This is a genomic window from Bradyrhizobium oligotrophicum, from assembly GCF_051168495.1.
GTDB lineage: Bacteria > Pseudomonadota > Alphaproteobacteria > Rhizobiales > Xanthobacteraceae > Bradyrhizobium > Bradyrhizobium oligotrophicum_A.
In genome coordinates this window covers 421,601-443,282 of the sequence record NZ_JBNPVB010000001.1, presented here as the reverse complement: position 1 = coordinate 443,282, position 21,682 = coordinate 421,601, and the positions used below count along the sequence as shown (strand labels likewise).

19 protein-coding genes are annotated in these 21,682 nt (G+C 65.1%); 5 read left to right on the top strand and 14 right to left on the bottom strand.

The features are described from left to right. Positions 1-358: 358 nt before the first annotated feature. Complete coding sequence (locus tag ACQR1B_RS01915; protein ID WP_434831617.1) at positions 359-1,135, bottom strand: DUF3108 domain-containing protein; 777 nt, start codon at positions 1,133-1,135, stop codon at positions 359-361. A gap of 648 nt (positions 1,136-1,783) precedes the next feature. Here ACQR1B_RS01915 and rpmB point away from each other — a divergent pair. The 3 genes from rpmB (at position 1,784) to ACQR1B_RS01900 (ending at position 4,140) form a co-directional block, all read left to right on the top strand. Continuing rightward, positions 1,784-2,092 carry a 50S ribosomal protein L28 gene (rpmB, locus tag ACQR1B_RS01910; RefSeq protein WP_434831503.1) on the top strand — a complete coding sequence of 103 codons (309 nt, stop codon included), beginning with the start codon at positions 1,784-1,786 and terminating at the stop codon, positions 2,090-2,092. Between the two features lie 515 nt (positions 2,093-2,607). Further along, a complete protein-coding gene (locus tag ACQR1B_RS01905) occupies positions 2,608-3,870 on the top strand; it encodes a DUF2235 domain-containing protein (protein ID WP_434831504.1) in 1,263 nt (420 codons plus the stop codon). Positions 3,871-3,951: 81 nt separating this feature from the next. Next, on the top strand, positions 3,952-4,140 hold the full coding sequence (locus ACQR1B_RS01900; protein WP_434831505.1) for a hypothetical protein: 189 nt from the start codon (positions 3,952-3,954) through the stop codon (positions 4,138-4,140). 143 nt (positions 4,141-4,283) lie between these two features. Here ACQR1B_RS01900 and ACQR1B_RS01895 read toward each other — a convergent pair whose 3' ends face one another. Together ACQR1B_RS01895 and ACQR1B_RS01890 are read right to left on the bottom strand one after the other, a co-directional pair. Continuing rightward, complete coding sequence (locus ACQR1B_RS01895; protein ID WP_434831506.1) at positions 4,284-4,526, bottom strand: transcriptional regulator; 243 nt, start codon at positions 4,524-4,526, stop codon at positions 4,284-4,286. Positions 4,527-4,737: 211 nt separating this feature from the next. Further along, positions 4,738-4,947: a cold-shock protein gene (locus ACQR1B_RS01890; RefSeq protein WP_434831507.1), complete on the bottom strand. Its 210-nt coding sequence runs from the start codon at positions 4,945-4,947 to the stop codon at positions 4,738-4,740. Positions 4,948-5,385: 438 nt separating this feature from the next. Between ACQR1B_RS01890 and rpsU the strand changes: the two genes are divergently transcribed. Further along, positions 5,386-5,706, top strand: coding sequence for a 30S ribosomal protein S21 (gene rpsU, locus ACQR1B_RS01885; protein ID WP_434831508.1), 321 nt, complete (start codon positions 5,386-5,388; stop codon positions 5,704-5,706). 30 nt (positions 5,707-5,736) lie between these two features. Here the strand turns inward: rpsU and ACQR1B_RS01880 are convergent, their stop codons facing one another. The 11 genes from ACQR1B_RS01880 to cobS form a co-directional block, all read right to left on the bottom strand. Beyond that, positions 5,737-7,347 carry an ABC transporter ATP-binding protein gene (locus ACQR1B_RS01880; RefSeq protein WP_434831509.1) on the bottom strand — a complete coding sequence of 537 codons (1,611 nt, stop codon included), beginning with the start codon at positions 7,345-7,347 and terminating at the stop codon, positions 5,737-5,739. 168 nt (positions 7,348-7,515) lie between these two features. Beyond that, positions 7,516-8,355, bottom strand: coding sequence for an ABC transporter permease (locus ACQR1B_RS01875; protein WP_434831510.1), 840 nt, complete (start codon positions 8,353-8,355; stop codon positions 7,516-7,518). After that, positions 8,352-9,323: an ABC transporter permease gene (locus ACQR1B_RS01870; RefSeq protein WP_434831511.1), complete on the bottom strand. Its 972-nt coding sequence runs from the start codon at positions 9,321-9,323 to the stop codon at positions 8,352-8,354. The genes ACQR1B_RS01875 and ACQR1B_RS01870 overlap by 4 nt, the downstream gene beginning before the upstream one ends. 251 nt (positions 9,324-9,574) lie before the next feature. Beyond that, positions 9,575-11,122 carry an ABC transporter substrate-binding protein gene (locus ACQR1B_RS01865; RefSeq protein ID WP_434831512.1) on the bottom strand — a complete coding sequence of 516 codons (1,548 nt, stop codon included), beginning with the start codon at positions 11,120-11,122 and terminating at the stop codon, positions 9,575-9,577. A 325-nt stretch (positions 11,123-11,447) separates the two neighbouring features. Beyond that, complete coding sequence (locus tag ACQR1B_RS01860) at positions 11,448-11,873, bottom strand: hypothetical protein (RefSeq protein WP_434831513.1); 426 nt, start codon at positions 11,871-11,873, stop codon at positions 11,448-11,450. Positions 11,874-12,084: 211 nt separating this feature from the next. After that, a complete protein-coding gene (locus ACQR1B_RS01855; RefSeq protein WP_434831514.1) occupies positions 12,085-13,185 on the bottom strand; it encodes an LLM class flavin-dependent oxidoreductase in 1,101 nt (366 codons plus the stop codon). A gap of 144 nt (positions 13,186-13,329) precedes the next feature. Next, positions 13,330-15,117 carry an RDD family protein gene (locus ACQR1B_RS01850; protein ID WP_434831515.1) on the bottom strand — a complete coding sequence of 596 codons (1,788 nt, stop codon included), beginning with the start codon at positions 15,115-15,117 and terminating at the stop codon, positions 13,330-13,332. Between the two features lie 243 nt (positions 15,118-15,360). Further along, a complete protein-coding gene (locus ACQR1B_RS01845; RefSeq protein ID WP_434831516.1) occupies positions 15,361-16,473 on the bottom strand; it encodes an NADH:flavin oxidoreductase/NADH oxidase in 1,113 nt (370 codons plus the stop codon). 102 nt (positions 16,474-16,575) lie between these two features. After that, positions 16,576-17,652, bottom strand: a complete 1,077-nt coding sequence (locus ACQR1B_RS01840; protein ID WP_434831517.1) for an esterase-like activity of phytase family protein — start codon at positions 17,650-17,652, stop codon at positions 16,576-16,578. Positions 17,653-17,712: 60 nt separating this feature from the next. Next, a complete protein-coding gene (gene cobT, locus ACQR1B_RS01835) occupies positions 17,713-19,614 on the bottom strand; it encodes a cobaltochelatase subunit CobT (RefSeq protein WP_434831518.1) in 1,902 nt (633 codons plus the stop codon). 103 nt (positions 19,615-19,717) lie between these two features. After that, a complete protein-coding gene (gene cobS / locus ACQR1B_RS01830) occupies positions 19,718-20,716 on the bottom strand; it encodes a cobaltochelatase subunit CobS (protein ID WP_434831519.1) in 999 nt (332 codons plus the stop codon). Positions 20,717-21,025: 309 nt separating this feature from the next. Here cobS and ACQR1B_RS01825 point away from each other — a divergent pair, with 309 nt between their 5' ends. Then, positions 21,026-21,682 (top strand): DedA family protein, encoded by a 657-nt coding sequence (locus ACQR1B_RS01825; RefSeq protein WP_434831520.1) that lies wholly within the window; start codon positions 21,026-21,028, stop codon positions 21,680-21,682.

Genomic DNA, 21,682 nt, shown 5'->3' with positions numbered 1-21,682 from the left:
TGCGGAGTTCTCGGTTTTCAAGGAGGCTGCGATCCCCACTCCTGTCTCACATTGTGACGCATATGGTGACGCAGCTTAAGCTTCGGAACGCCTTGAGAACGAATCGCGAAGGAATCGCTGACTCTGTCGTCCTTCCGGCTTCGTTCACCGCAACATCTCGCGCCCTGCAATAAGGCCGGCACTAGATCAAGTTTTGCCGGGCTCGACAAGCAACGCTTTTGCGATGGAACCGGCGCGTTCTCTGCTGGTCCGGAGTCGAATCAGAATCGGCACAGAGTCAAACGGATTCATGCGAGCTCCTGGCAAAGGCTGCCGGGAGCGACATGCACGAGGCCTGCAGCGAGGTAATTGCCGCGCGCTATTGCGTCTTGGCGACGTGCGGCGTCGGCTGCGTGATGAAGGAGGTCGCCTCCAGCATCGCGGTGCCGAACGAGGTCGGGATCACGACCCGGAAAGGCACCAGGACGCGCGTGCCCGCGATCGGCACGAAGAAGATTTCCATGTTGCGGGCCTGCGCCAGGTATTTCACGACCGGCCGGTCCGGGATGTAGCCCGCGACCGGCGTGAAGTAGACCGCGCACACCAGCGCCGGGCCGCGATAGCCCTTCTCCGCCTTGACGTTCTCCATGCGCTTGTAGTCGAGCTTGAGCTCGTAGCGCATGCGGCCGTCGAACACCGGCGCGGCGCCGCGGCACGACTCCGGCGACAGCAATTCGCCATTGCCGGGCACGCGCAGCAGCGAGGCCGTCATCGGATCGAGCACGCCGCGCTTGTGCGCGTCCGTCACCGGAATGCGATCGGGATCGACCGGCGGTGCCGGCTCGATGGTGGAATCCTTGACGTTGCCATTCAGCAGATTGATGCGGATCTGCTCGGACTTCTTTCCGGCGGTGGTGGAGGCCTGGTAGCTCTGGCCGACCAGCGCGCCATTGACGACACGGCCCTGCACCGAACCGTTGCCCGAACCTTGCGAGAAGCTCTTCAGCAGGCCGGCGGTGCCGCCCTGGGCCGACGCGCCATACTGATCGTCACCGATCTCGACCGCCCAGGTGCCCTTGCCGATGGGAATGCCGGCCAGCGACGCCTCGTATTGCGCGTCGAGCCGGGCCTGGGCCTGAGCGGTCTGCACCAGCAGCACCAGGCAAAGGGCCGAGGCGGCCGCGATCAGGCGCCGGGAGGAGAGAAGGGAAGACGAAATGTTGGTCACGTGAGGGATGATCCTGCCGATCCGCCTGCCTCAGCACCGGACCGATCCGGCGCGCCGTCCTTGCTACTTAAGCCAAAAACGCCTTCGAACAACGCGAACCGTCCGTCAATGTCGGTTTGTCCAGCACTTTGCGCCTGGACGGCACCTGAACGACCATTATCAGCCCCGCCCGGAGTCACGCACAAATCTCCGGCACCCCGCCAAGCACGCCGTCTGTCCGGCACTGGGGATCGTTCACGGGTTACCATCATCCATCTCGCCCGAATACGCCGTTTATATGGTCTAAGCGGGGGGCTATACCCTTGATTATACGCCCGCTTTTACGCCCATCGGCCGCTCGGACACCATGCGGAGGCAGTATCGGCCGCGCAACGGCGCCGGTCACCGGCTTTGGCGCCCCGGCACACCAGCGATTTGCTGCGGCCTTCAAAACCTTGACGAAAAGCCGCATCCCCCCTATAGGACCGCATCTCCCAGAGACGAGCTGGACGAGTTTTGGACCCCCGCGGCCCACCGACACGGCCCACCAACACACAGGTGGACGAAGGGTGCGGGGATGAGAGAGGATTTATTGCCATGTCGCGGCGCTGTGAACTGACGGCCAAGGGCCCCCAGGTTGGCCACAAGGTGAGCCATTCGAACATCAAGACCAAGCGGCGCTTCCTGCCGAACCTGTGCAACGTGACCTTCATCTCGGATGCACTCGGCCGCAACGTGCGCCTGCGCGTCTCGACCAACGCGATCAAGAGCGTCGACCACAATGGCGGCCTCGACGCCTATCTGCGCAAGGCCAACGCCGCGGTGCTGTCGCCGCGCGCCCTCGAGTTGAAGCGCGCCATCGAGAAGAAGGCGGCGGACACAGCGCCGGCCGCCAAGGCGAGCTGAGCGTCTTGCGCTGAAGCTGTGCGCATCGCGCGCAGCTTTCGGCGACGTGAGCTAACGGAACGGCCGGGTCGCAGGACCCGGCCGTTTTCGTTTGGCGAAACGTCATCGTCTCCAGCCGTGCCGCAGCCTTCCGCGCGCCCATCGAACGGCATGATCTGGCGGCAGCTCTCCGCAGTGTCCGGCCCGCGCCGTCGCTCACCATCCTGGTCAATCTGCAGCTTCAACCGCAACCAAGGTGAAATCCCATGCGCTTTGGTTCTCTTCTCCGGCGATGCCGCAGCGCGCAGCCAAGCGAGCCGTATTCTCGTCACAGCGAAGGCGCCGTACAAAATTCCGGAGTGATAGAAGGTCATCGACGGCAGCGCTCGCGCGGTGCGTTCAAGCTCCGCACGAATTCGAGCCGACATCCATCGGCATCATGCGGAGCCGGCCCCGAGCGGCGAAAGTCTACTCCCCAATCCCAACCGGATGCTCTACACTCGCTCTGGTAGCATTATCCCGGACATTCCTTTGCCATGAAGAATATTGTCATCTGTTGCGACGGCACCGGTAACGAGATCAGCGAAAACATCTCGAATGTCCTCAAGCTCTATCGCTGTCTGCGCAAGACTGACAAGACCACGCCGCATCAGGCCGTCTTCTATGATCCTGGCGTCGGCACGCTGACGCAGCCCGACAGCTGGCATCGCTTCAAGGCGAACTTCAATCTCGTGCTCGGGCTCGCGACCGGCTACGGCCTCGACGACAACGTCATCAACGCCTACTGCTTTCTCGCCACGCACTATCAGGACGGCGACCGCATCTTCCTGTTCGGCTTCTCGCGCGGCGCCTATACCGTGCGCGTCCTGGCAGGCCTGATCCACAAGGTCGGACTGATCTCCCCCGAGCAGGTCAATCTCGCAGGCTCCGGCGTCATCGCTTACAAGAAATACTCCTCCGACAATCCGCAGGCCGGGCGAGGCGTCACCCACGAGGTCGAGAGCACCGAGGAGGAGGGACCGGTCCCGGAAAGCCGCGACGATCAGGCCGCGCAGTTCGCGCGCATCACCTCGACGCGCTGGCCGACGATCCATTTCGTCGGCGTGTGGGACACGGTGGCGAGCGTGATCGTGCCGCGGACCGACCGCCTGTTCGCGCTGCCGAGCCTCGAAGAGCTCGCCTTCACGATCCAGAATCCGAGCGTGAGGATCTTCCGCCAGGCCGCGGCGATGGACGAGCGGCGCTGCATGTTTCGGCTCAAGCCCTGGAACATGCCGCAGATGTTCACGCCGAACCGCTTCAACAAGGCGCAGGCAAGGCCGCAGGACGCCAAGCAGGTGTGGTTCGCAGGCGTGCATTGCGACGTCGGCGGCGGCTATCCCGAGGCGCAGTCGGCGGCCTCCAAATATCCGCTGCTGTGGATGATCGACGAAGCGGTCGAGGCCGGGCTCGCGGTCAACCCACGAACAGTGAATCAACTCGGCTGGGGCATCCAGCGCAAGAACAGCCCGTTCAAATATGTTCCGCCGGGCATCCAAGGGCCCCTGCACAACTCGATGACGCCAGCCTGGCGGCTGCTCGAATGGCTGCCCAAGAGCGCGACGTACAAGGAATGGCCGGAACGCAAGGCGCATTTCGGGTTCTACATTCCCGATTGCGAGCCGCGGTTCATTCCCGACGGCGCCTTCATCCACGAAAGCGTGCTGATGCGGATCGCGGAATCCACGGACTACCGGCCGGTCAATCTGCCGGCTTCGTATGAGCGAGTACCGTTGCCGGTGAAGCCGAAGGCGGAATAGCGAAGGACGGAATTGCGCGCGGAGAGCAGCGAAACCGCACCGCCCCGAACCGCTTTGCAGCAGATTTCAGATCATCTTCAGATGAATCACGCCGTCAGTGAGTTCGCCGCGCGCGAACAGCTCACGGGCACGCTGCTCGAACGCCGTCCGATTTCGCTGCAGATAGGCGAGCGCCTGATTGCGGGTGCAGAAGCTGGTTTCGAGATGACAGACCTGCCGCGTGGAACCGATCGCGAGTGCGAACGCGATCGTCTTTCCTCCGTCGCCTGAATCATCCTTTGCGATACGAACGTTTGGCGCGGTGGATGGGGCCACGTCAGCCTCCTCGGCAAGACGGTGAATCTGTACGCTAAACGCGGATCTCAAGTGCAAACGCAGAGAATGACGACGGGCGACACCGCCGCCGGGTCACGCTATCGCGCCACCTTCTTCCGCCGCCTGGGGGTCGGTGCGGGCGGCGCAAGGCGGTCGGCCTCTGCATCCTCGGCCTCCTTGGCGAGCCTCAGCGCGCGCAGCCGCTCCATGTTCTTGCGGACCGCGGCCGCGCGCTGATCCGCGTCCACCATCGCCTTGGCGCCCTCTTCCTGGGCGACCTGCCGGCGCTGCGCGCGGGCGATGCTTTCAGCCGAAGGCGCCGACGCTCTCTTCACTGCCATTGACCGATCCCCGTGCAAAGCATCACATGATTAAAGCACCAAGCCACGCGAGCACGAATCCGCTCGCGTACCGGGCCAGTCGAGTACCAAGTCAGTCGAGTACCAAGTCAGTGCAGAAACGCGAGCAGCCCGCCCAATCATCAGATCGAGCGGGCAGTCCAGCCATTTCAGTACATCCGTGAAATGGCCCAATGCGATTGTATCAAGCTGATCAGATCAGCGAGAGATTTTCTGCGCTGGTCTTGCCGCGCATCTTGTCGGTCTTGACGTCGTAATTGACCTTCTGACCTTCGGCCAGGCCACCCAGACCAGCACGCTCGACGGCGCTGATGTGAACGAACACGTCAGTTCCGCCGTCCTGCGGCTGAATGAAGCCAAAGCCCTTCTGGCCATTGAACCACTTAACGGTACCCTGCGGCATGTCTTTCTCCAAAGCAATCATCGCGCGACCATCACGCGATCTCATTCAACTAAGACTGAGCGATGACTTTGGGAAATAGCCCGCGGGCACATTCAGAAAGGCACAGCGGCTAATCGAACAACCGCAAGGTAGAGACTTTTCGCGAAAATACAAGGCCGAGGGGGAATTTGTTTTGCCGGGCGAGCCTCGCGACCAACACGCTGGCGTTCCCCGCCGCCACGTCCTATCTTGGCCGGACCATCGGTAAAGGCCCGGCCATCGATGGCTGAGAGACATGTCGCGCTCCCGCCTTCCCGCGAAGGAGATCACGATGTCTCAAGCGCGCAGCTCATTCCACTGAAGCCGCCCCGCTCGTGACACGCAGCGCCGCGTGAGCGCCGCACGATCGACTTCGCCCGTATGATTTCATCGATCGAGATGAAGAATAGGAGGAAGCTTTTGCAGGTTCTTGTTCGTGACAACGACGTCGAGAAGGCGTTGCGCATCCTGAAACGGAAGATGCAGCGTGAGGGTGTCTTCCGCGAGATGAAGCGCCGCCGATCCTATGAGAAGCCGTCGGAACGCAAGACCCGCGAAAAATCCGACGCCATCCGCCGCCACCGCAAGGTCGCGCGCAAGCAGGCCATCCGCGAAGGTCTGCTGCCCGCGCCCGTCAAGAAGGTGCTGCCGCCGCGGTCCCGCGCCGGGTTGCCGGCGACGTCCGCCGGCGCCGCGAGTGCTGCTCCCGCGCGCACGGCGAGTTCGATCCAGGACCGCTGATCGTTCACGGCACCACGTCGTGCCACGCAACTACGCCACCTCATGGCGTCGTCCGGGCACGGCCGCGAGCAACTCGCGCGTATAGGCGTGCTCCGGATTGGCGAACAGGGCGGCGGTCGGCTTGAGCTCGACGATCTCGCCCCTCTGCATCACGGCGATGCGATCGCAGATCTGCGCGGCGACGCGCAGATCATGCGTGATGAACAGCATCGACAGGCCGAGCCCCGCCTTCAGGTCTTCCAGCAGGCGCAGCACCTGCGCCTGCACGGAGACGTCGAGCGCCGACACCGCCTCGTCGGCGACGATGATTTCGGGATCCAGCGCCAGCGCGCGGGCAATGCCGATGCGCTGGCGTTGACCGCCCGAGAATTCATGCGGGTAGCGGCCGATGGCCCCCGCATCGAGCCCGACCAGACCCAACAATTCCTGCGCGCGCTTCAGCGCGGCCTCGAGCGGCGTGCCGCGCGCGACCATGCCGTCGGCGATGATGCGACCGACCTTGCGGCGCGGATTGAGCGAGGCGAACGGATCCTGGAAGATCATCTGGATGCGATGGCGTTGCGCGCGTAGTGCGCGGCCCTCCAGCGCCGTGAGATCGACGTCGCCGATCCGCACCGTGCCGCGATCGGCCTCGATCAGCCGCATCACGAGCCGCGCCACCGACGATTTGCCCGAGCCGGATTCGCCGACGAGGCCGAGCGTCTCGCCTTGATGGATCGCGAAATTCACCGCATGCGCAGCGCGCGTCTCGCGCTTCGGACGGAACCAGCCGGTCGGCGTCACATAGGTCTTGTCGAGGCCGATCACCTCGACCGCCCTTGGTGCATCCTCGCGCGTCGCGCGCGGCGGCGGATCGAAGGACGGCACCGCGGCAAGCAGCGCCTTGGTGTAGTCGTGCTGCGGGTTACCGAGCACGGTCGCCGCCGTGCCCTCCTCCACCACCTTGCCGTGACGCAACACCACGACCTGATCGGCGATATCGGCGACGACGCCGAAATCATGGGTGATGAACATCACCGCCATGTTGTGGCTGGCCTGCAGGTTGCGGATCAGCTTGAGGATCTGCGCCTGCGTGGTGACGTCGAGCGCCGTGGTCGGCTCGTCGGCGACGAGCACGGCCGGCTCGAGCGCGAGCGCCATCGCGATCATCGCACGTTGGCGCTGGCCGCCGGAGAGCTGATGCGGATAGGCGCGGATGATGCGTTCGGGATCCGGCAGTCCGACCTCGCGCACCAGCGCCAGCGCCTTGGCGCGGCGCTCCCTGGGCGTCAGCAGATCGTGCGCCTCGAACACCTCCATCAGCTGATCGCCGATGCGCATCAGCGGATTGAGCGCGGTCATCGGCTCCTGGAACACCATCGCGATGCGCCGCCCGCGCAAATCGCGCCAGCCGTCCTCGTCGACGGTGAGCAGGTCGCGGCCCTCGAAACGAATTTCGCCGCCTTCGACCTTCACCGTGTCGGGCAGCAGCCCGAGCAGCGCATGTGCGCACATCGACTTGCCCGAGCCGGACTCGCCGACCACGCAGACGATCTTGCCGGCCGTGAGATCGAACGACACGCCATCGACCGCATGCGCGCGCTCGCCGCTCTGGGGCAAGGCGATGCGCAGGTTCTTGATCGCGACCACAGGATCAGACATTGCTAACCACCGCCGGCACCGTAGGGTCGGCAAAGGCGCGCCGATGCTGCGCCTTGTTTGCACTGCTCGCTGCCGCACCGTGCCCACCATCAGCAAACGAGAACGACAATCGGTGGGCACGGCGCGTTGCGCCTTTGCCCACCATACGAGACCCTTGATCAGCCATTCTCACCTGCCCTCGCGCGACAGGCGCGGATTGAGGGCGTCGTTCAATCCCTCGCCGATCAGATTGAGGCCGAGCACCGACAGCAGGATGGCAACGCCGGGAAACACCGTGATCCACCACGCCTGGCGGATGACCGTGCGGCCGGCGCCGACCATGTAGCCCCAGGAGATCAGATTGGGATCGCCGAGGCCGAGAAACGACAGCGAGGACTCCAAGAGGATCGCGGTCGCGACCATCAGCGAGGCCAGCACGATCACCGGCGACAGCGCATTGGGCAGGATCTCGCGCCAGATGATCCATGAATTGCTCTGGCCGGTCACGATCGCCGCCTGGACATATTCGCGGGTGCGCAAGGACAGCACCTCGCCGCGCACCAGACGCGCCACCGGCGGCCAGCTGACGAGGCCGATGGCGGCGACGATCGAATAGATCGAGGGCTGCAGGATCGCGACCAGCACGATCGCGAGCGCAAAGCTCGGAATGGTCTGGAAGAACTCGGTGAAGCGCATCAGGGCGTCGTCGACACGGCCGCCGAAATAGCCGGCGATGGCGCCGAGCGGCACGCCCACGACCAGCGCCATGAGCGTCGAGACCAGGCCGACCAGCAGCGAGACGCGCGCGCCGAAAATCAGGCCCGCGAGCACGTCACGGCCGAGCGCGTCGGTGCCGAGCGGAACCTTTGCCAAGGTGAAGGGCGGCACGAACGGCCGCTGCACCATGCGCCAGGGCGAATTGGGGAAGTACAAAGGCCCGGCGACGGCGATCAGGATTGCCAGGACGAGAATGACGAGCCCGATGATTCCGCTGGGGCTGCGCAGCATGGTGCGCCAGAACTGCTTCATGACGCGAACTCGATGCGCGGGTCGACCAGGCGGTAGACGAGGTCGGTGACGAGATTGAAGATCAGCACCATCGCCGAGGACACCACGAACACGCCGAGCAACAGGTTGTAGTCGCGCTGGATCAGCGCGTCATACATCAGCCGGCCGATGCCCGGCCAGGCGAACACCGTCTCGGTCAGCACCGCGCCGCCGACCAGCGTGCCGGCGTGGACGCCCGCGAGCGTCACCACCGGCAGCAGCGCATTGCGCAGCACGTGGCGGCGCAGGATGACACCGTCACGCAAGCCCTTGGCGCGGGCGGTCTTGACAAAGTCGAGCCGCTTGACCTCGAGCATCGAGGCGCGGGTCATGCGGGTGTAGGTGGCCATGAAGAACAGCCCGAGCGTGGCCGCCGGCATCACCAGATGCGCGCCGACGTCGAGCGCGTGGCGCAGGCCCGTATAGCCGGCGCCGACCGTCTCGTAGCCGAAGCTCGGCAGCCAATCGACCCAGACGGAGAACAGCAGGATCGCGATCAGCGCGATCCAGAACAGCGGCGTCGCATAGAACACCAGCGCGAGCACGGTAATGGCCGTATCGAGGAAGGTGCCGGCGAAGCGCGCCGCCAACGCGCCGAACAGCACGCCGAGCGCGAGCGAGATCGCGAATGCGGACAGCGTCAGCAGCAGGGTCGCGGGCAGCCGCTCGCCGATCAGCTTGGCGACCGGCGCCTGCTGGCGAAACGAGAAGCCGAGATCGAGCGTGGCGATGCCCTTGACGTAGATGAGAAGCTGCTCCGGCAGGGGCCGGTCGAGGCCGAACTTCTCGCGCAATTGCGCGACGAACATCTCATCGGAGGCGCCGGCTTCGCCGGCCATGACGACGGCGGGATCGCCCGGCGCCAGCCGGATCAGGAAGAAGTTCAGCACGATGATGGCGAGAAGGACGATGACGCCCTTCGCGACGCGCTGGGCGATGAAGGAGAGCATAGAGGGCCCGTGATGGTCAGCTCAAGAAGCAGGTGGAGCACCTGGGGCACAGCGCACACCGCTGCGGACACAGGGCTATCGTTTATCATCGGATTTTTGCGCTCGTCTGCCTCAACGTCGTCATGGCCGGGCGTGTCCCGGCCATCCACGTCGTCCGGCATGCTGAGAACCACGTGGATGCCCGGGACAAGCCCGGGCATGACGGAGTAACGAACTTCAGGATCAGACGTCGCAACAGCCCAGCACCTCAATCATTTGTCGAGCCAGGCGTCGCGGAAGCCGTCGTTGACGCCGACGCCGGTCGTGATCAGGTTCTTGACCTTGCATTTGGTGATGGTCGGGAACTGCAGCTCGAGCAGCCAGGCCACGGGGACATCCTCGACCAGGATCTTCTGCACCTTGTCATAGGCCGCCTTGCGCTGGGCGTCGGTCGGCGCGGTCGCGCCTTCGGCGAACAGCTTGTCGACCTCCGGGTTGGAGTACCCCTCGACGTTGTTGAACAGCTGGCCCTTGGCGATCGCCGAGGTCAGGTAGTTGCGGGAGACGCCGAGCGCGGGATCGCCATACTGGTAGACGTAGGTGAACGCGAGGTCGTAGTCCCAGTCCATGATCTTCTGGTTGCCGCCGGGCACATCGGTCGCGATCGTCTCGATCGTCATGCCGACATCCTGCAGGTTCTGCTTCACCGCCTCGCCCCAGCGCTGCCAGGTCTCGCCATAGGCCAGCGGCAGCATGCGGATCTTCTCGCCCTTGTAGCCGGCCTCCTTGAGCAGCGCCTTGGCCTTGGCCGGATCATACGGATATTTCGGCACGTCGTCGGTGTAGAACTTGATGGTCGAGGCCGACGGGCCGGTCGCGACCTTGCCGAGGCCGTTCCAGATCACGTCCTTGGCGAAGTCGCGATCGATCGCGTACATGATCGCCTGCCGGACCTTCTTGTTGGCCAGGACCGGATTGCGGTTGTTGAGCCACATAAACGACAGCGGCGAGAAGAATTCCCAGCCGGCGCCGGTGACGCAGGCGCCCGGCAGCTTCGAGACGCGCGGCACGTCGAAATTCTCGATCGAGCCGCCCGGCAGCACGTCGACCTTGCCGGTCTCGAAGGCGACGGCGCGCGCCGCCGCGTCCGGAATGATCTGCCAGTAGACCTCGTCGAGATAGGGCTTGCCCTTCTCATGGTAGTTCGGATTTTTCACCATGCGGATGAACGAGCCCTTCTGCCACTCCTTGAACATGAAGGGGCCGGTGCCGATGGGCGCGTTGTTGTTCGGATTGGTCTTGTAGTCGGTGCCCTCGTAGAGATGCTTCGGCACCATCGGCAGCGAGCCGACCTCGAAGATGCCGAGGAAGGGGCCGAACGGCTCCTTCAGGGTGAACACCACCGTGAGATCATCGGGCGCCTCGACCTTCTCGACCATCACGAGATTGTTGCGGGCGCGCGCATGCGTCTGCTTCAGCATCTCGATCGAGAACAGCACGTCGGCCGAGGTGAACGGCTTGCCGTCATGCCAGGTCACGCCCTTCTTCAGCTTGAAGGTGTAGACCTTGGCGTCCGGGCTGATGGTCCAGCTCTCGGCCAGGCCGGGCAGCGGCTCGAGCTTCGGGCTGTAGCGCAGCAGGCCTTCGAAGATGTTGCCCGATACCATCTGGGTCGGGCCGTTCTGCACCATCGCCAGCATCAGGCCGGGCGGCTCGGGCTGGATCACCGCATTGACGACCCCGCCCATCTTCGGCTCCTCGGCTTGCGCCGCAGACAGGCCGCACCCGACGAGAATACCCAGCAACACCCGTTTCAACATGATGAACTTCCCAAAATGTGAGTGCCGACCGCAATGCATCTAGCGCGCCAACGCGCACGCCATCGCCATGCGGCCTCTGACGTGACGCTTGCTCTGGGCGCATGGATTGTTGGATCACCCCACGCGCAGCGTCATGAAAACGGGCTCCGATTGTCGCACTGACGACGCGTTGGAAACGCCATCAGGACCTGTATCGGCCGTGCATTGCGCCGCAGCCGATGATCGTCGCAGGTCGAGCCCCCTTAAGGCGAAGGCTCACATGGTCGCGATTGCCGTCGCAAGCTGAAAGAGACGACAAGCACCGCCCAAAATATGGACAGTGTCGTCATTGCCGCATGCGAGCGATCGCGCCGGCGACGATCTGCATGATCACGCCGATGATCCAGCCGACCATGATCAGCGAGGTCCAGAGGATATGCGGATCGTCGCGGAGAATGATGATGCTGACGGAAAAGAACGCGGTGAGCGTGGCGAGAAAGGTTCCGACGGCACTCAGAAACTCGGCCGTATCGATCTTGTTCGTCCCCTGCGCGTCGTGATCGGGCGGATGAAACGGAAGCTGCGGCGTGTCGATGCCGAGGTAGAATCCCAACGCGCCGGACAACATCATCGCGACCAGGAAGCCCTGGGTGGTCAGCAACGGCACGCTGGAGCCGACATGGGCTCCGACGAAGACGCCGCAGGCCGCGCCGGCCAAGGCGAGCCCCGAGCGTTCGAGAATATGGGCAAACTTCCGGACGCGAAACCGCATGACCTGCCCCCGAAGTCGGATCCGCCACACCGTGCGGCGGATTTGGCACCCGGGTCCTCTAACGGCAAGACCGTCACCCGGGCGTCAAATCCGAAGCTCCACTCGCACGAAAATTTTAGCTAGTTTTCCGCGGCGCCTGCATCCGCTGACCTTGTCCGGGCCAGCGAATGTCGGCGAGCGGAATATTAGGTCGCCTTGTTAGGCAGCCTTGTTAAGCAGCCTTGGTCATGCCGACATTGAGATGGCGCAACCTCGGCAGCACCTCCTGCTTCAACAGGCGCAACGAGTTGTGCCAGGCTTCCGGCTTGTGCTTGTAGTCGAAGCCGAACACGCAGAGCGTTCCGAAGCCGCCGACCTCGTGCCAGATCTTCTCGATCTTCTCGGTCACCGTGGCCGGCGAGCCGATGATCCAGTTGCGCTTGGCGCAATAGTCCACGGTGACGTCGGAGTCCGGCACGTCGGGAGCATGCTTCAGATAGTCCTTGAAGCCGAAATGGCCGAGCAGGGGCAGGAAGTATTCGCCCATCATCCGCCCCATCATGTCGCCGGAAGACAGACGCCAGGCTTCCTCGTCGGTGTCGGCAACGAACACCTCGCGTACCAGCCGCCAATCGTTGCGATTGGGCGTGCGGCCGGACTTGGCGGCGCCGGCCTCGACCGAGTCCCAGTGCGACGACACATAGGCCGGGTTGAGGTTGAGGCTCATCGGAATGAAGCCGCGCTCCCCGGCGAGCTTCAGCGTGTCGGAGTTCTTCGACAGCCCGGCGACGCCGATCGGCGGATGCGGCGCCTGGATCGGCTTGAGGTGCGGCTTGAGGAAATCGAACATCACTTCCGGCTTGGTCACCGTCCAGTATTTGCCCTTATGGGTGAACGGCGCCGGCTCGCTCCACAGCCGCAGGATGATCTCCAGCGCCTCGCGCGTCATCTCGCGGTTCTGGCCGCTCATGCCGTCGACGTTGAACATCGCCCAGTCGCTCGGCAGGCCGGATGCGGCAATGCCGAAATTGAGCCGGCCTTCGGACAGATGATCGAGCATCGCGACGCGGTTGGCGAGTTCGGCCGGATGATGATAGGGCAGCAGGAAGCCGCCGGGCCCCAGGCGGATGTTCCTGGTTTCGCGAAAGGCCTGCGCGAGCAGCAGATCGGGTGACGGGTGCGGTTCCCAGGGCGCGGTGTGATGCTCGCCGATCCAGGCTTCCTGATAACCGAGCTCATCGAGCCAGCGCAGGACCTGCAGGTCCCAATCGTGGCCCTCCTTCAATCCGCACTCCGGCGGATGCGAGGGCATCGTGAAATATCCGATCTCCATGGCGCTTTCCTCTCGCTGTTATTGTTTTCCATTGCGCTGCACGCATCGTTGCGCGCCACCAAGCATAGCACGCGATGCGCGCATGATCATCGCCCAGCCGCGCATGACTAACAACGTCATGGACGGGCCTGCGCGGCCGTGGGCTTACTTGACGTCCGCGGAGGAGGATGCAGGCTTGGTGCGAAAACGATCCAGCACGTCCGCGGGAATCACGGCGGCCCGAGGCGCCGCGCCTTGCTGCATCGACGTAAAGGGCGAAGATGGCGTCGTCGCGGCCGGACTCGGCGGGCCTCCCACGATGCGCGTGGCAACGTTCTCGCGCAGCAGCTCACGCGTCTCGGGATACCACATCGAGCTCGGCTCAGCCTGGTTGGCGCGGACTGCGAAGTCGCGGCTGAGGCCGAACTTCTGAAGTCGGCTCTCCTCCAGTTCGATCGCGGCGCGGCGATCGGCGGCCCTCAGCCCGCGATAAAACGGTTGATGGAAACCTAGTCGCGCATTCCACATGATCGCCCGATCGGTGCCGCCAAGGAAGACGATCGTGCAGGCCGAGAGGCAGTTCTGCTCGACCAGCGTGGACAGTCCCCGCGCCTTGATGAGGTCCGACATGCGCTGCGCCTCGCGGATCCGGCCGCCCTGCGAATTGAGGCGTACCGTCTTCACGTCGGGCATCGCATCGAGCAGGTCCGCCATCTCTCGGGCGACGCCAAACTTGATGCCGCCGGCAAATTCCAGCATCTCGCCATAGGCCAGCACCTGGAATCGATGCGGACCCATGCGCTGGTCGCCCGTTGCGACGTCCTCGATTTCGGCGATCTGCGGCAGGCCGTAGCTGACGAAATTCCAGAGCCCTGCGCCAATGGCGAGCACGACCATCCCTTTGGCGACGACGTCCCAGCCGCGTCCCCCGGACGCGCGATAGGCCTTCGCCGATCGCCAGATGCCGACGTTCTGCCAGAGCATCAGCAGCGCCAGGGTGAGCCAAATCGCCAGGGCCCCAATCAGCCCGGCGACCGGGCGGCCATCGAGTTCGCCATCGAACAGCAAGGCGCCCGCGGCGGCGATCGCGAAACCGGCGAGACACCCGAGCAGCATCCCGTTGACCCAGTACGACAGCGGCAGCGACAACTGGCCACGCCAATGCCGCATGATGTAGCTCTGCCGCAGGGGGCCCGTCGCCGGCGCCATGACGCCGGTCACCGCCGTCATCGGCAGGCGATCCCGTCCGACGCGAACCACGCGCGTGCCGGCAAAGCGATCGTACCACGTCTCCGTCCGCACATAGACCTGCCGCAAAGCGGCCAGACCCACGATCAGAGGCGGACAAAGGACGGCGACCGCCATCCCGACCAGGAGATTCTCAGGAAGCGCGGTGACCGCCGTGAAGGACTGCGCCAGTGCCCAGACGATCACCGGAGCGAAGATCAGCAGCAGCATCGCATAGCGTCGCCGGGCGGCGCGCGCGGACGGCGGACCGGCCCCGTTGTCCGAGACCAGCCGGATGCGGCAGATCCGGCGGCCCGGGGTCCCGCGCCGGCCATCGAGCATGAAGCGCCAGCCGAGCAGCAGGGGCAGCAGAACGATCCCGAGCGACAGCCCCTTGACCGGCACGCCGTCCGCATCGAGCATGCTGTCGACATGAATTTCCTTGGTGATCGCCCCATCCTTGGTGACCCGCGCCACGCGCAGGATCCTTGCCGACGGCAATCCGAACAGGTGCTGCTGGCAGTCGAGGATCACGTTGGGATTGAACTGCGGCGGGATCGCCACGCCATCCGGCACGGCCTCGCGCTTGCTGCAGGTCGTCGCGTAGATGCCGTCGGCAAACTGCACCCTGCCATGGGTCAGCGGGAACAGAACGATCGCGGCGGCCTGCAGGAGGATCGCGACCAGCAGCGCATCGATGAACAGCGCCGCTGCCCGACGCCACACGCCAGCGCGCTCGAATTCGTCCTGGAGACTCGGGTTCGACACGTTACGCCGAAGGACTGCTGAGAGTTGCGCCGGACAGTGCGGTTGTGCAGGTCGCTATGTATTACCTGGACTCGAGGATCGTTACAAGATGTTGCAGGTCGGCCGGACAGGATCCGGAAAGCAACTACTCGCTTTCCGAAATGATCGTGTCGCAAAGGATGATGCGATCACGCGATGCGATCCGAAGCAGCGCGTCGTGACCTAGCGTGCGCCGAACGTCGTCTTGCCGAACAGCTCCTTCTGCGTCGACGGCTGCGAGCGCCAATATTGCGGAGGCACGGAGACCTGGCCGCCGAGTTCGGCCGCGGCATGCCAGCCCCAGCGCGGATCGTAGAGCATGCCGCGGGCGAGCGCGACCATGTCGGCCTTCCCTGAGGCGACGATCTCCTCGGCTTGCCGCGCCTCGGTGATGAGACCGACCGCCATGGTGGGAAGTCCCGTCGCCTGCTTGACGGCTTCCGCGAACGGCACCTGATAGCCGGGGCCGAGCGTGATCTTCTGCAACGGCGAGACGCCGCCCGACGACACGTCGATCCAATCCACGCCGCGGCGTTTCAACTCCTGCGCAAAGGCAATGGTCTGGTCGAGATCCCAGCCGCCGTCGACCCAGTCGGTCGCCGAGACACGCATACCGACCGGCTTGTCGGCCGGGAATGCGCCGCGAACGGCATCGAACACTTCGAGCGGAAACCGCATGCGGTTCTCCAGCGAGCCGCCATAGGCGTCGCTGCGCTGGTTGGCGATCGGCGACAGGAATTGATGCAGCAGATAGCCATGCGCGCCGTGAAGCTCGATCGCGTCGATGCCGAGGCGGTCGGCGCGTTGCGCTGCGGAAACGAACGCGGCGCGGATGCGGGCCAGGCCCGCGGCATCGAGCGCCTCGGGCGCCAGCTCGCCATCCTTGTGCGCAATGGCCGACGGGGCGACCGTCTGCCACCCGCCCTCGGCCAGGGGAATCTGCTGGCCGCCATCCCACGGTTTGTGACTCGATCCCTTACGTCCGGCGTGGGCGAGTTGCATCGCGACCGCCGTGTGCGAATGTTTGCGCACCGACGCCAGGATCGGCTTCAGCGCCGCTTCGGTCGCGTCGTCCCACAGCCCGAGACAGCCGGGCGTGATGCGGCCGATCGGCTCCACATGGGTCGCCTCGATACAGACCATCGCCGCGCCCGACAGCGCCAGCATGTTGATGTGCGTGAAATGCCAGTCGGTGGCGACGCCCTCCTCGGCCGAGTACTGGCACATCGGCGACACCATGATGCGGTTGGCCAGCGCGAGATTGCGCAGCTTGATCGGACTGAACAGGGCGCTCATGGCTGAATTCCAGGCTGGGCGGTTGATGGCGATGGTCTGACGGCCGCAAGTGTCGGCGATGGAGAAGCCGCGGTCAACGCGGCGACATGGCGACGGCAGGCCTCATTCCAGCAATGTGAACTGCAGCAGCAGGGTCCGCTGGATCATCGAGAAATTGTCGTCGGACACCAGGGTCAGCACCGTCTCGCCCTCGGGCGTGACATGCGCATCGATGCCTTCGAGATTGTCGATCTCCTGGCCGAGATCGGCGGCGAAGATCGCCGGACCATCGACCAGCGCGCCCGGCGCGATCTGCGCAAGCTTCAGCCGGCGGATTCGAATGCCGACCCCGCTGAACAGGGAGAACTTGCGTTCGAGCACCAGCAGATCGCCTGATGGCAGCAGCACGGCATCGCTGACGTCGAAATCGTTGCTGCGGACGATGCTGAACTGTCCCGCCGCTGGTCCGCCGATCAGGAAGCCCAGCAGATTGCCGTTCGCATCCAGACCGCGCTCGGACAGCGCGATCAGGGTGCCGGCAAGTGGCAGGCCCTTCGGCACCGCCACAAGCGCTTCCAGTCCCTTGTTGTAGGGCAGCCGCTTGGCGGCCGGCGGCAGCGGCACGATCTCGCTGCGCGCGCCGGTTCCGCCCTTGGCGAAGTCGTAGCGCAAGATCTGGTTGACGCGCTCGAGGCCGACAAACACGATGTCGCCGTCGCGCGCGAGCGACTCGGAATCGTACCAGCCGCGATCGGTGATGGGCCGGCCGTCCGGGCCAAGCAGCGGCGCCGCTTCGACATCGGCGAGTCCTGCAATCTCGCTGCCGGAATAGGCGATGCGGCCGGTGAACCAGCCGCCCTTGTCGCTGATCGCGAGGAAGCGTTCGCCCTTGGCATCGAGCCGGATGCCGGACAGGCCGCCGAAGCCGGGAAAGGACGAGGTCAGCGCCACGCCGCTGCGATATTGCAGCATCCCGAAGCGCAGATGCGTCCGATCGCGGAGGTCGAACGAGGGTAACGGTCGCGCCCTGACCTCGATCTCGACCGCCGATGTGGCGGAGTGCCCGTCAATGGTGACGCGCCTGCGGACGGGCGTCGGCGCAAGCTGCGCACGCGCCGTCCTAGCCCCAGCGAATGCCGACACTCCGCCGAGGGTCAGCGCGAAAAAGCGCCTGCGGTCGGCGATCGCCTGCAGCGACATCGTCAGCGAAGCCCCCTCCCCCACCTCCTCCGGGCGGAGGAGGGCACGGCCGATGGCCACTTACGAATGCAGCCTGCGCTTCTGTCCGGGCGCAGGCTGCGGCGCCGCGTGGGTCTCCGTGAACAATTCGGCGAGTTTCTCCGTGATGGCGCCGCCAAGCTCCTCGGCGTCGACGATCGTCACGGCGCGGCGGTAGTAGCGCGTGACGTCGTGGCCGATGCCGATCGCGATCAGCTCGACCGGCGAGCGGGTCTCGATCTCCTCGATGATGTGGCGCAGATGGCGCTCGAGATAGTTGCCCGGATTGACCGACAGCGTGGAGTCGTCGACCGGCGCGCCGTCCGAGATCATCATCAGGATCTTGCGCTGCTCGGGCCGGCCGAGCAGGCGCTTGTGCGCCCAGTCCAGCGCCTCGCCGTCGATGTTCTCCTTCAGGAGCCCCTCGCGCATCATCAGCCCGAGATTTTTCCGCGCACGACGCCAGGGCGCATCGGCCGCCTTGTAGATGATGTGGCGGAGATCGTTGAGGCGGCCGGGATTGGCCGGCTTGCCGGCGGCGAGCCACGCCTCGCGCGACTGCCCGCCCTTCCAGGCCCGCGTCGTGAAGCCGAGGATCTCGACCTTGACGCCGCAACGTTCCAAGGTGCGCGCGAGAATGTCGGCGCAGGTCGCAGCCACCGTGATCGGCCGTCCGCGCATCGAGCCGGAATTGTCGAGCAGCAGCGTGACGACGGTGTCGCGGAAGGTCGCCTCCTTCTCACGCATGAACGACAGCGGCTGGTAGGGATCGATGACGACGCGCGACAGCCGCGCCGGATCGAGGATGCCCTCTTCGAGATCGAACTCCCAGGCGCGATTCTGCTGCGCCATCAGCCGGCGCTGCAGCCGGTTGGCGAGCCGCGCCACGATGCCTTGCAGATGCGCGAGCTGCTTGTCGAGATAGGAGCGCAGCCGCTCCAGCTCGTCATGGTCGCAGAGGTCCTCGGCCGCGATGATCTCGTCGAATTTCGGCGCGAAGGCGTGATATTCCGGCCCGCGTGGCTCGTTGGCGCCACCGCGGTTCGGACGCGTCGCCTCGCCCGGCGTCTCGTCGTCGCCGAGTTCGCCGTCGTCGAGCGTATCGGACGCCGAGGCCTGCGCCGCCTCCATTGCGCTCTCGGACATCTCGTCCGAGGTCGTCTGCGCCTGGTCGGCGCTCATCTCCTGAGCGGCGTCGGAATCGGGCGAGCCTTCGGCGCCGGACTGGTCGTTGTCGCCGTCGCGGTTGTCGTCGTTGTCCTCGTCCTCTTCCGTGTCGGCGTTGCGCTCGTCGCCGAGATCGAGCGCCGACAGCAAATCGTGCACGAGATCGCCGAACTTGGCCTGGTCCTCGGTGAAGCGGTTGAGCTCATCGAGCCGCTGCCCGATCCTGTCCTCGAGGAACGGACGCCAGAGATCGACCACCTTGCGCGCCGCATTCGGCGGCGCCATGCCGGTGAGGCGCTCGCGGACCATCATCGCCAGCGCATCCGACAGCGGCGCGTCGGCGCGGTCGGTGATCTCGTCATACTTGCCGCGGTGGAAGTGATCGTCGAGCATCGCCGTGAGATTCTTGGCGACGCCGGCCATGCGCTTGGCGCCGATCGCCTCGACGCGGGCCTGCTCGACCGCCTCGAACACGCCGCGCGCCTGCGGGTTGCCCGGCATCAGCTTGCGGTGAATCTTCGGGTCGTGACAGGCGATCTTGAGCGCGATGGAGTCGGCATGGCCGCGCACCACGGCCGCGTCACGCTTGGTCATCTTGCGCGCCGGCTCCGGCAGCCGCGCCTTGCCCGGTGCAAGGCCCGGCCGTTCGGCGGCGAAGGAGACTTCGAGCTCAGGGGCCCTGGCAATGGCGCGCAGGCACCCCGTGACCGACCTCTTGAAGGGCTCGGTCGGCGCTTCCTTCACTCCAGGACGGGGCTTGTTGCTCGGTGTGGTCATCTGATCCCTGCGGCTATCGTCCCGGCGAACGCCGGACGCTCAACCACCGGCGTTCATTTGTTCGCACTCGCGGCCCCGGCGCGAGGCCGGGACGGCGCGGGTGTCAGCTCAGCGCCACGTTGATGGAGGATTCCGGCAGCTCCGCATTGAAGCAGCGCTGATAGAACTCCGCGACCAGGGGACGCTCGAGCTCATCGCACTTGTTGAGGAACGTCACGCGGAAGGCGAAGCCGATGTCGCCGAAGATCTCGGCGTTCTCGGCCCAGGTGATCACCGTGCGCGGGCTCATCACCGTCGACAGATCGCCATTGGCGAAGGCGTTGCGCGTGAGGTCGGCGAGCCGCACCATCTTGTTGACGGTGTCACGGCCCTGCGCGTTCTGGTAATGCTTGGCCTTCGCCAGCACGATCTCGACCTCCTCGTCATGGGCGAGGTAGTTCAGCGTCGTGACGATCGACCAGCGGTCCATCTGGCCCTGGTTGATCTGCTGGGTGCCGTGATAGAGGCCCGAGGTGTCGCCGAGACCGATGGTGTTGGCGGTCGCGAACAGGCGGAACGACGGGTGCGGCTTGATGACCTTGTTCTGGTCGAGCAAGGTCAGCCGACCCGAGACCTCCAGCACGCGCTGGATCACGAACATCACGTCCGGGCGGCCGGCGTCGTATTCGTCGAACACCAGCGCGACGTTGTGCTGCAGCGCCCAGGGCAGGATGCCGTCACGGAACTCGGTGACCTGCTTGCCGTCCTTGACCACGATCGCGTCCTTGCCGACGAGGTCGATACGGCTGATGTGGCTGTCGAGGTTGACGCGCACGCAGGGCCAGTTGAGGCGGGCCGCGACCTGCTCGATATGGGTCGACTTGCCGGTGCCATGGTAACCGGTCACCATCACGCGACGGTTCTTGGCGAAGCCGGCCAGGATCGCAAGGGTGGTGGCGCGGTCGAAGCGGTAGTCGGCGTCGACTTCTGGGACATGAGGGTCGGTTGCGGAAAAGGCCGGCACCTCAAGGTCGCTGTCGATCCCGAACACCTGACGCACCGACACCTTCATGTCGGGCACACCGGTGATCTCCTGCGCATTGGTCGTAGCGGCGGTCGTCATTCATCCTCCGAGGTTCCGGGCATTCCCGAAACCAGATTTCACGTGTGGCTGCGGTTGAAGGGTGGCTGCGGTTGAAGGGCTTACCGCCAGCCTAGCAGAGAGCTCGCGCGGGCAGAAGCCTAAGCCTTGATCAAAGTTCCGTCGTTATATCATCGAGATAGGCCTGGGTGGCCGTTTTCGAAAGGCTGCCCTGCGGAAAGCGCCACCTTTTCGCCCCACCCGGTCTTCCGCGGTCCAAGTGGCACTCGGGGCCGGGGTTCCTACTTATCGACAAGCTCGTCACTCCCCCTCTTCACCAGCAGGACCCAAGTGACCCATCTGCTCGACCCCCTCATCGCCTTCGTCTCGGATCATGCGGGACTGGCCTATCTCACCTTGTTCATGGCGGCGCTGCTGGAGGCCGTCCCGATCGTGGGCTCGGTGGTTCCGGGCACGACCATCATCCTGGCGCTGAGCGCGCTGATCCCGGGCGGCGAATTGACGCTGCCATGGATGCTCGCGGCGGCGATCCTCGGCGCGGTCCTGGGCGACGGCACGGCCTTCTGGGTCGGCCATCGCCAGCAGCGCGAGATCCTGACGGCCTGGCCGTTCTCGAACTATCCGCGCCTGGTGGCGCAGAGCGAAGCCTTCTTCCACCGCTTCGGCACGCTCGCGATCTTCTTCGCCAGGTTCGTGGCGCCGATCCGCGCCGTGGTCCCGATCACGGCGGGCGCGCTCGACATCCCGCCCGCCCGGTTCTACGCCGTGAACATTCCTGCCATCGTGCTGTGGGCCTGCGCCCACGTGCTGCCGGGCGTATTCGCGGTGCAGTTGCTGCATCGCTACGGCGGCATCCCGCACCACAGCCACATCGCCAAGTCGACCTGGATCCTTGCGGCGGTTGCGGGCACGATCGTGGTCTGGCTGGCGCTGCACCTGTGGCGGAAGCGGCGCGAAGCCCAGCTCACGACCAGCCCGGCGGATTGA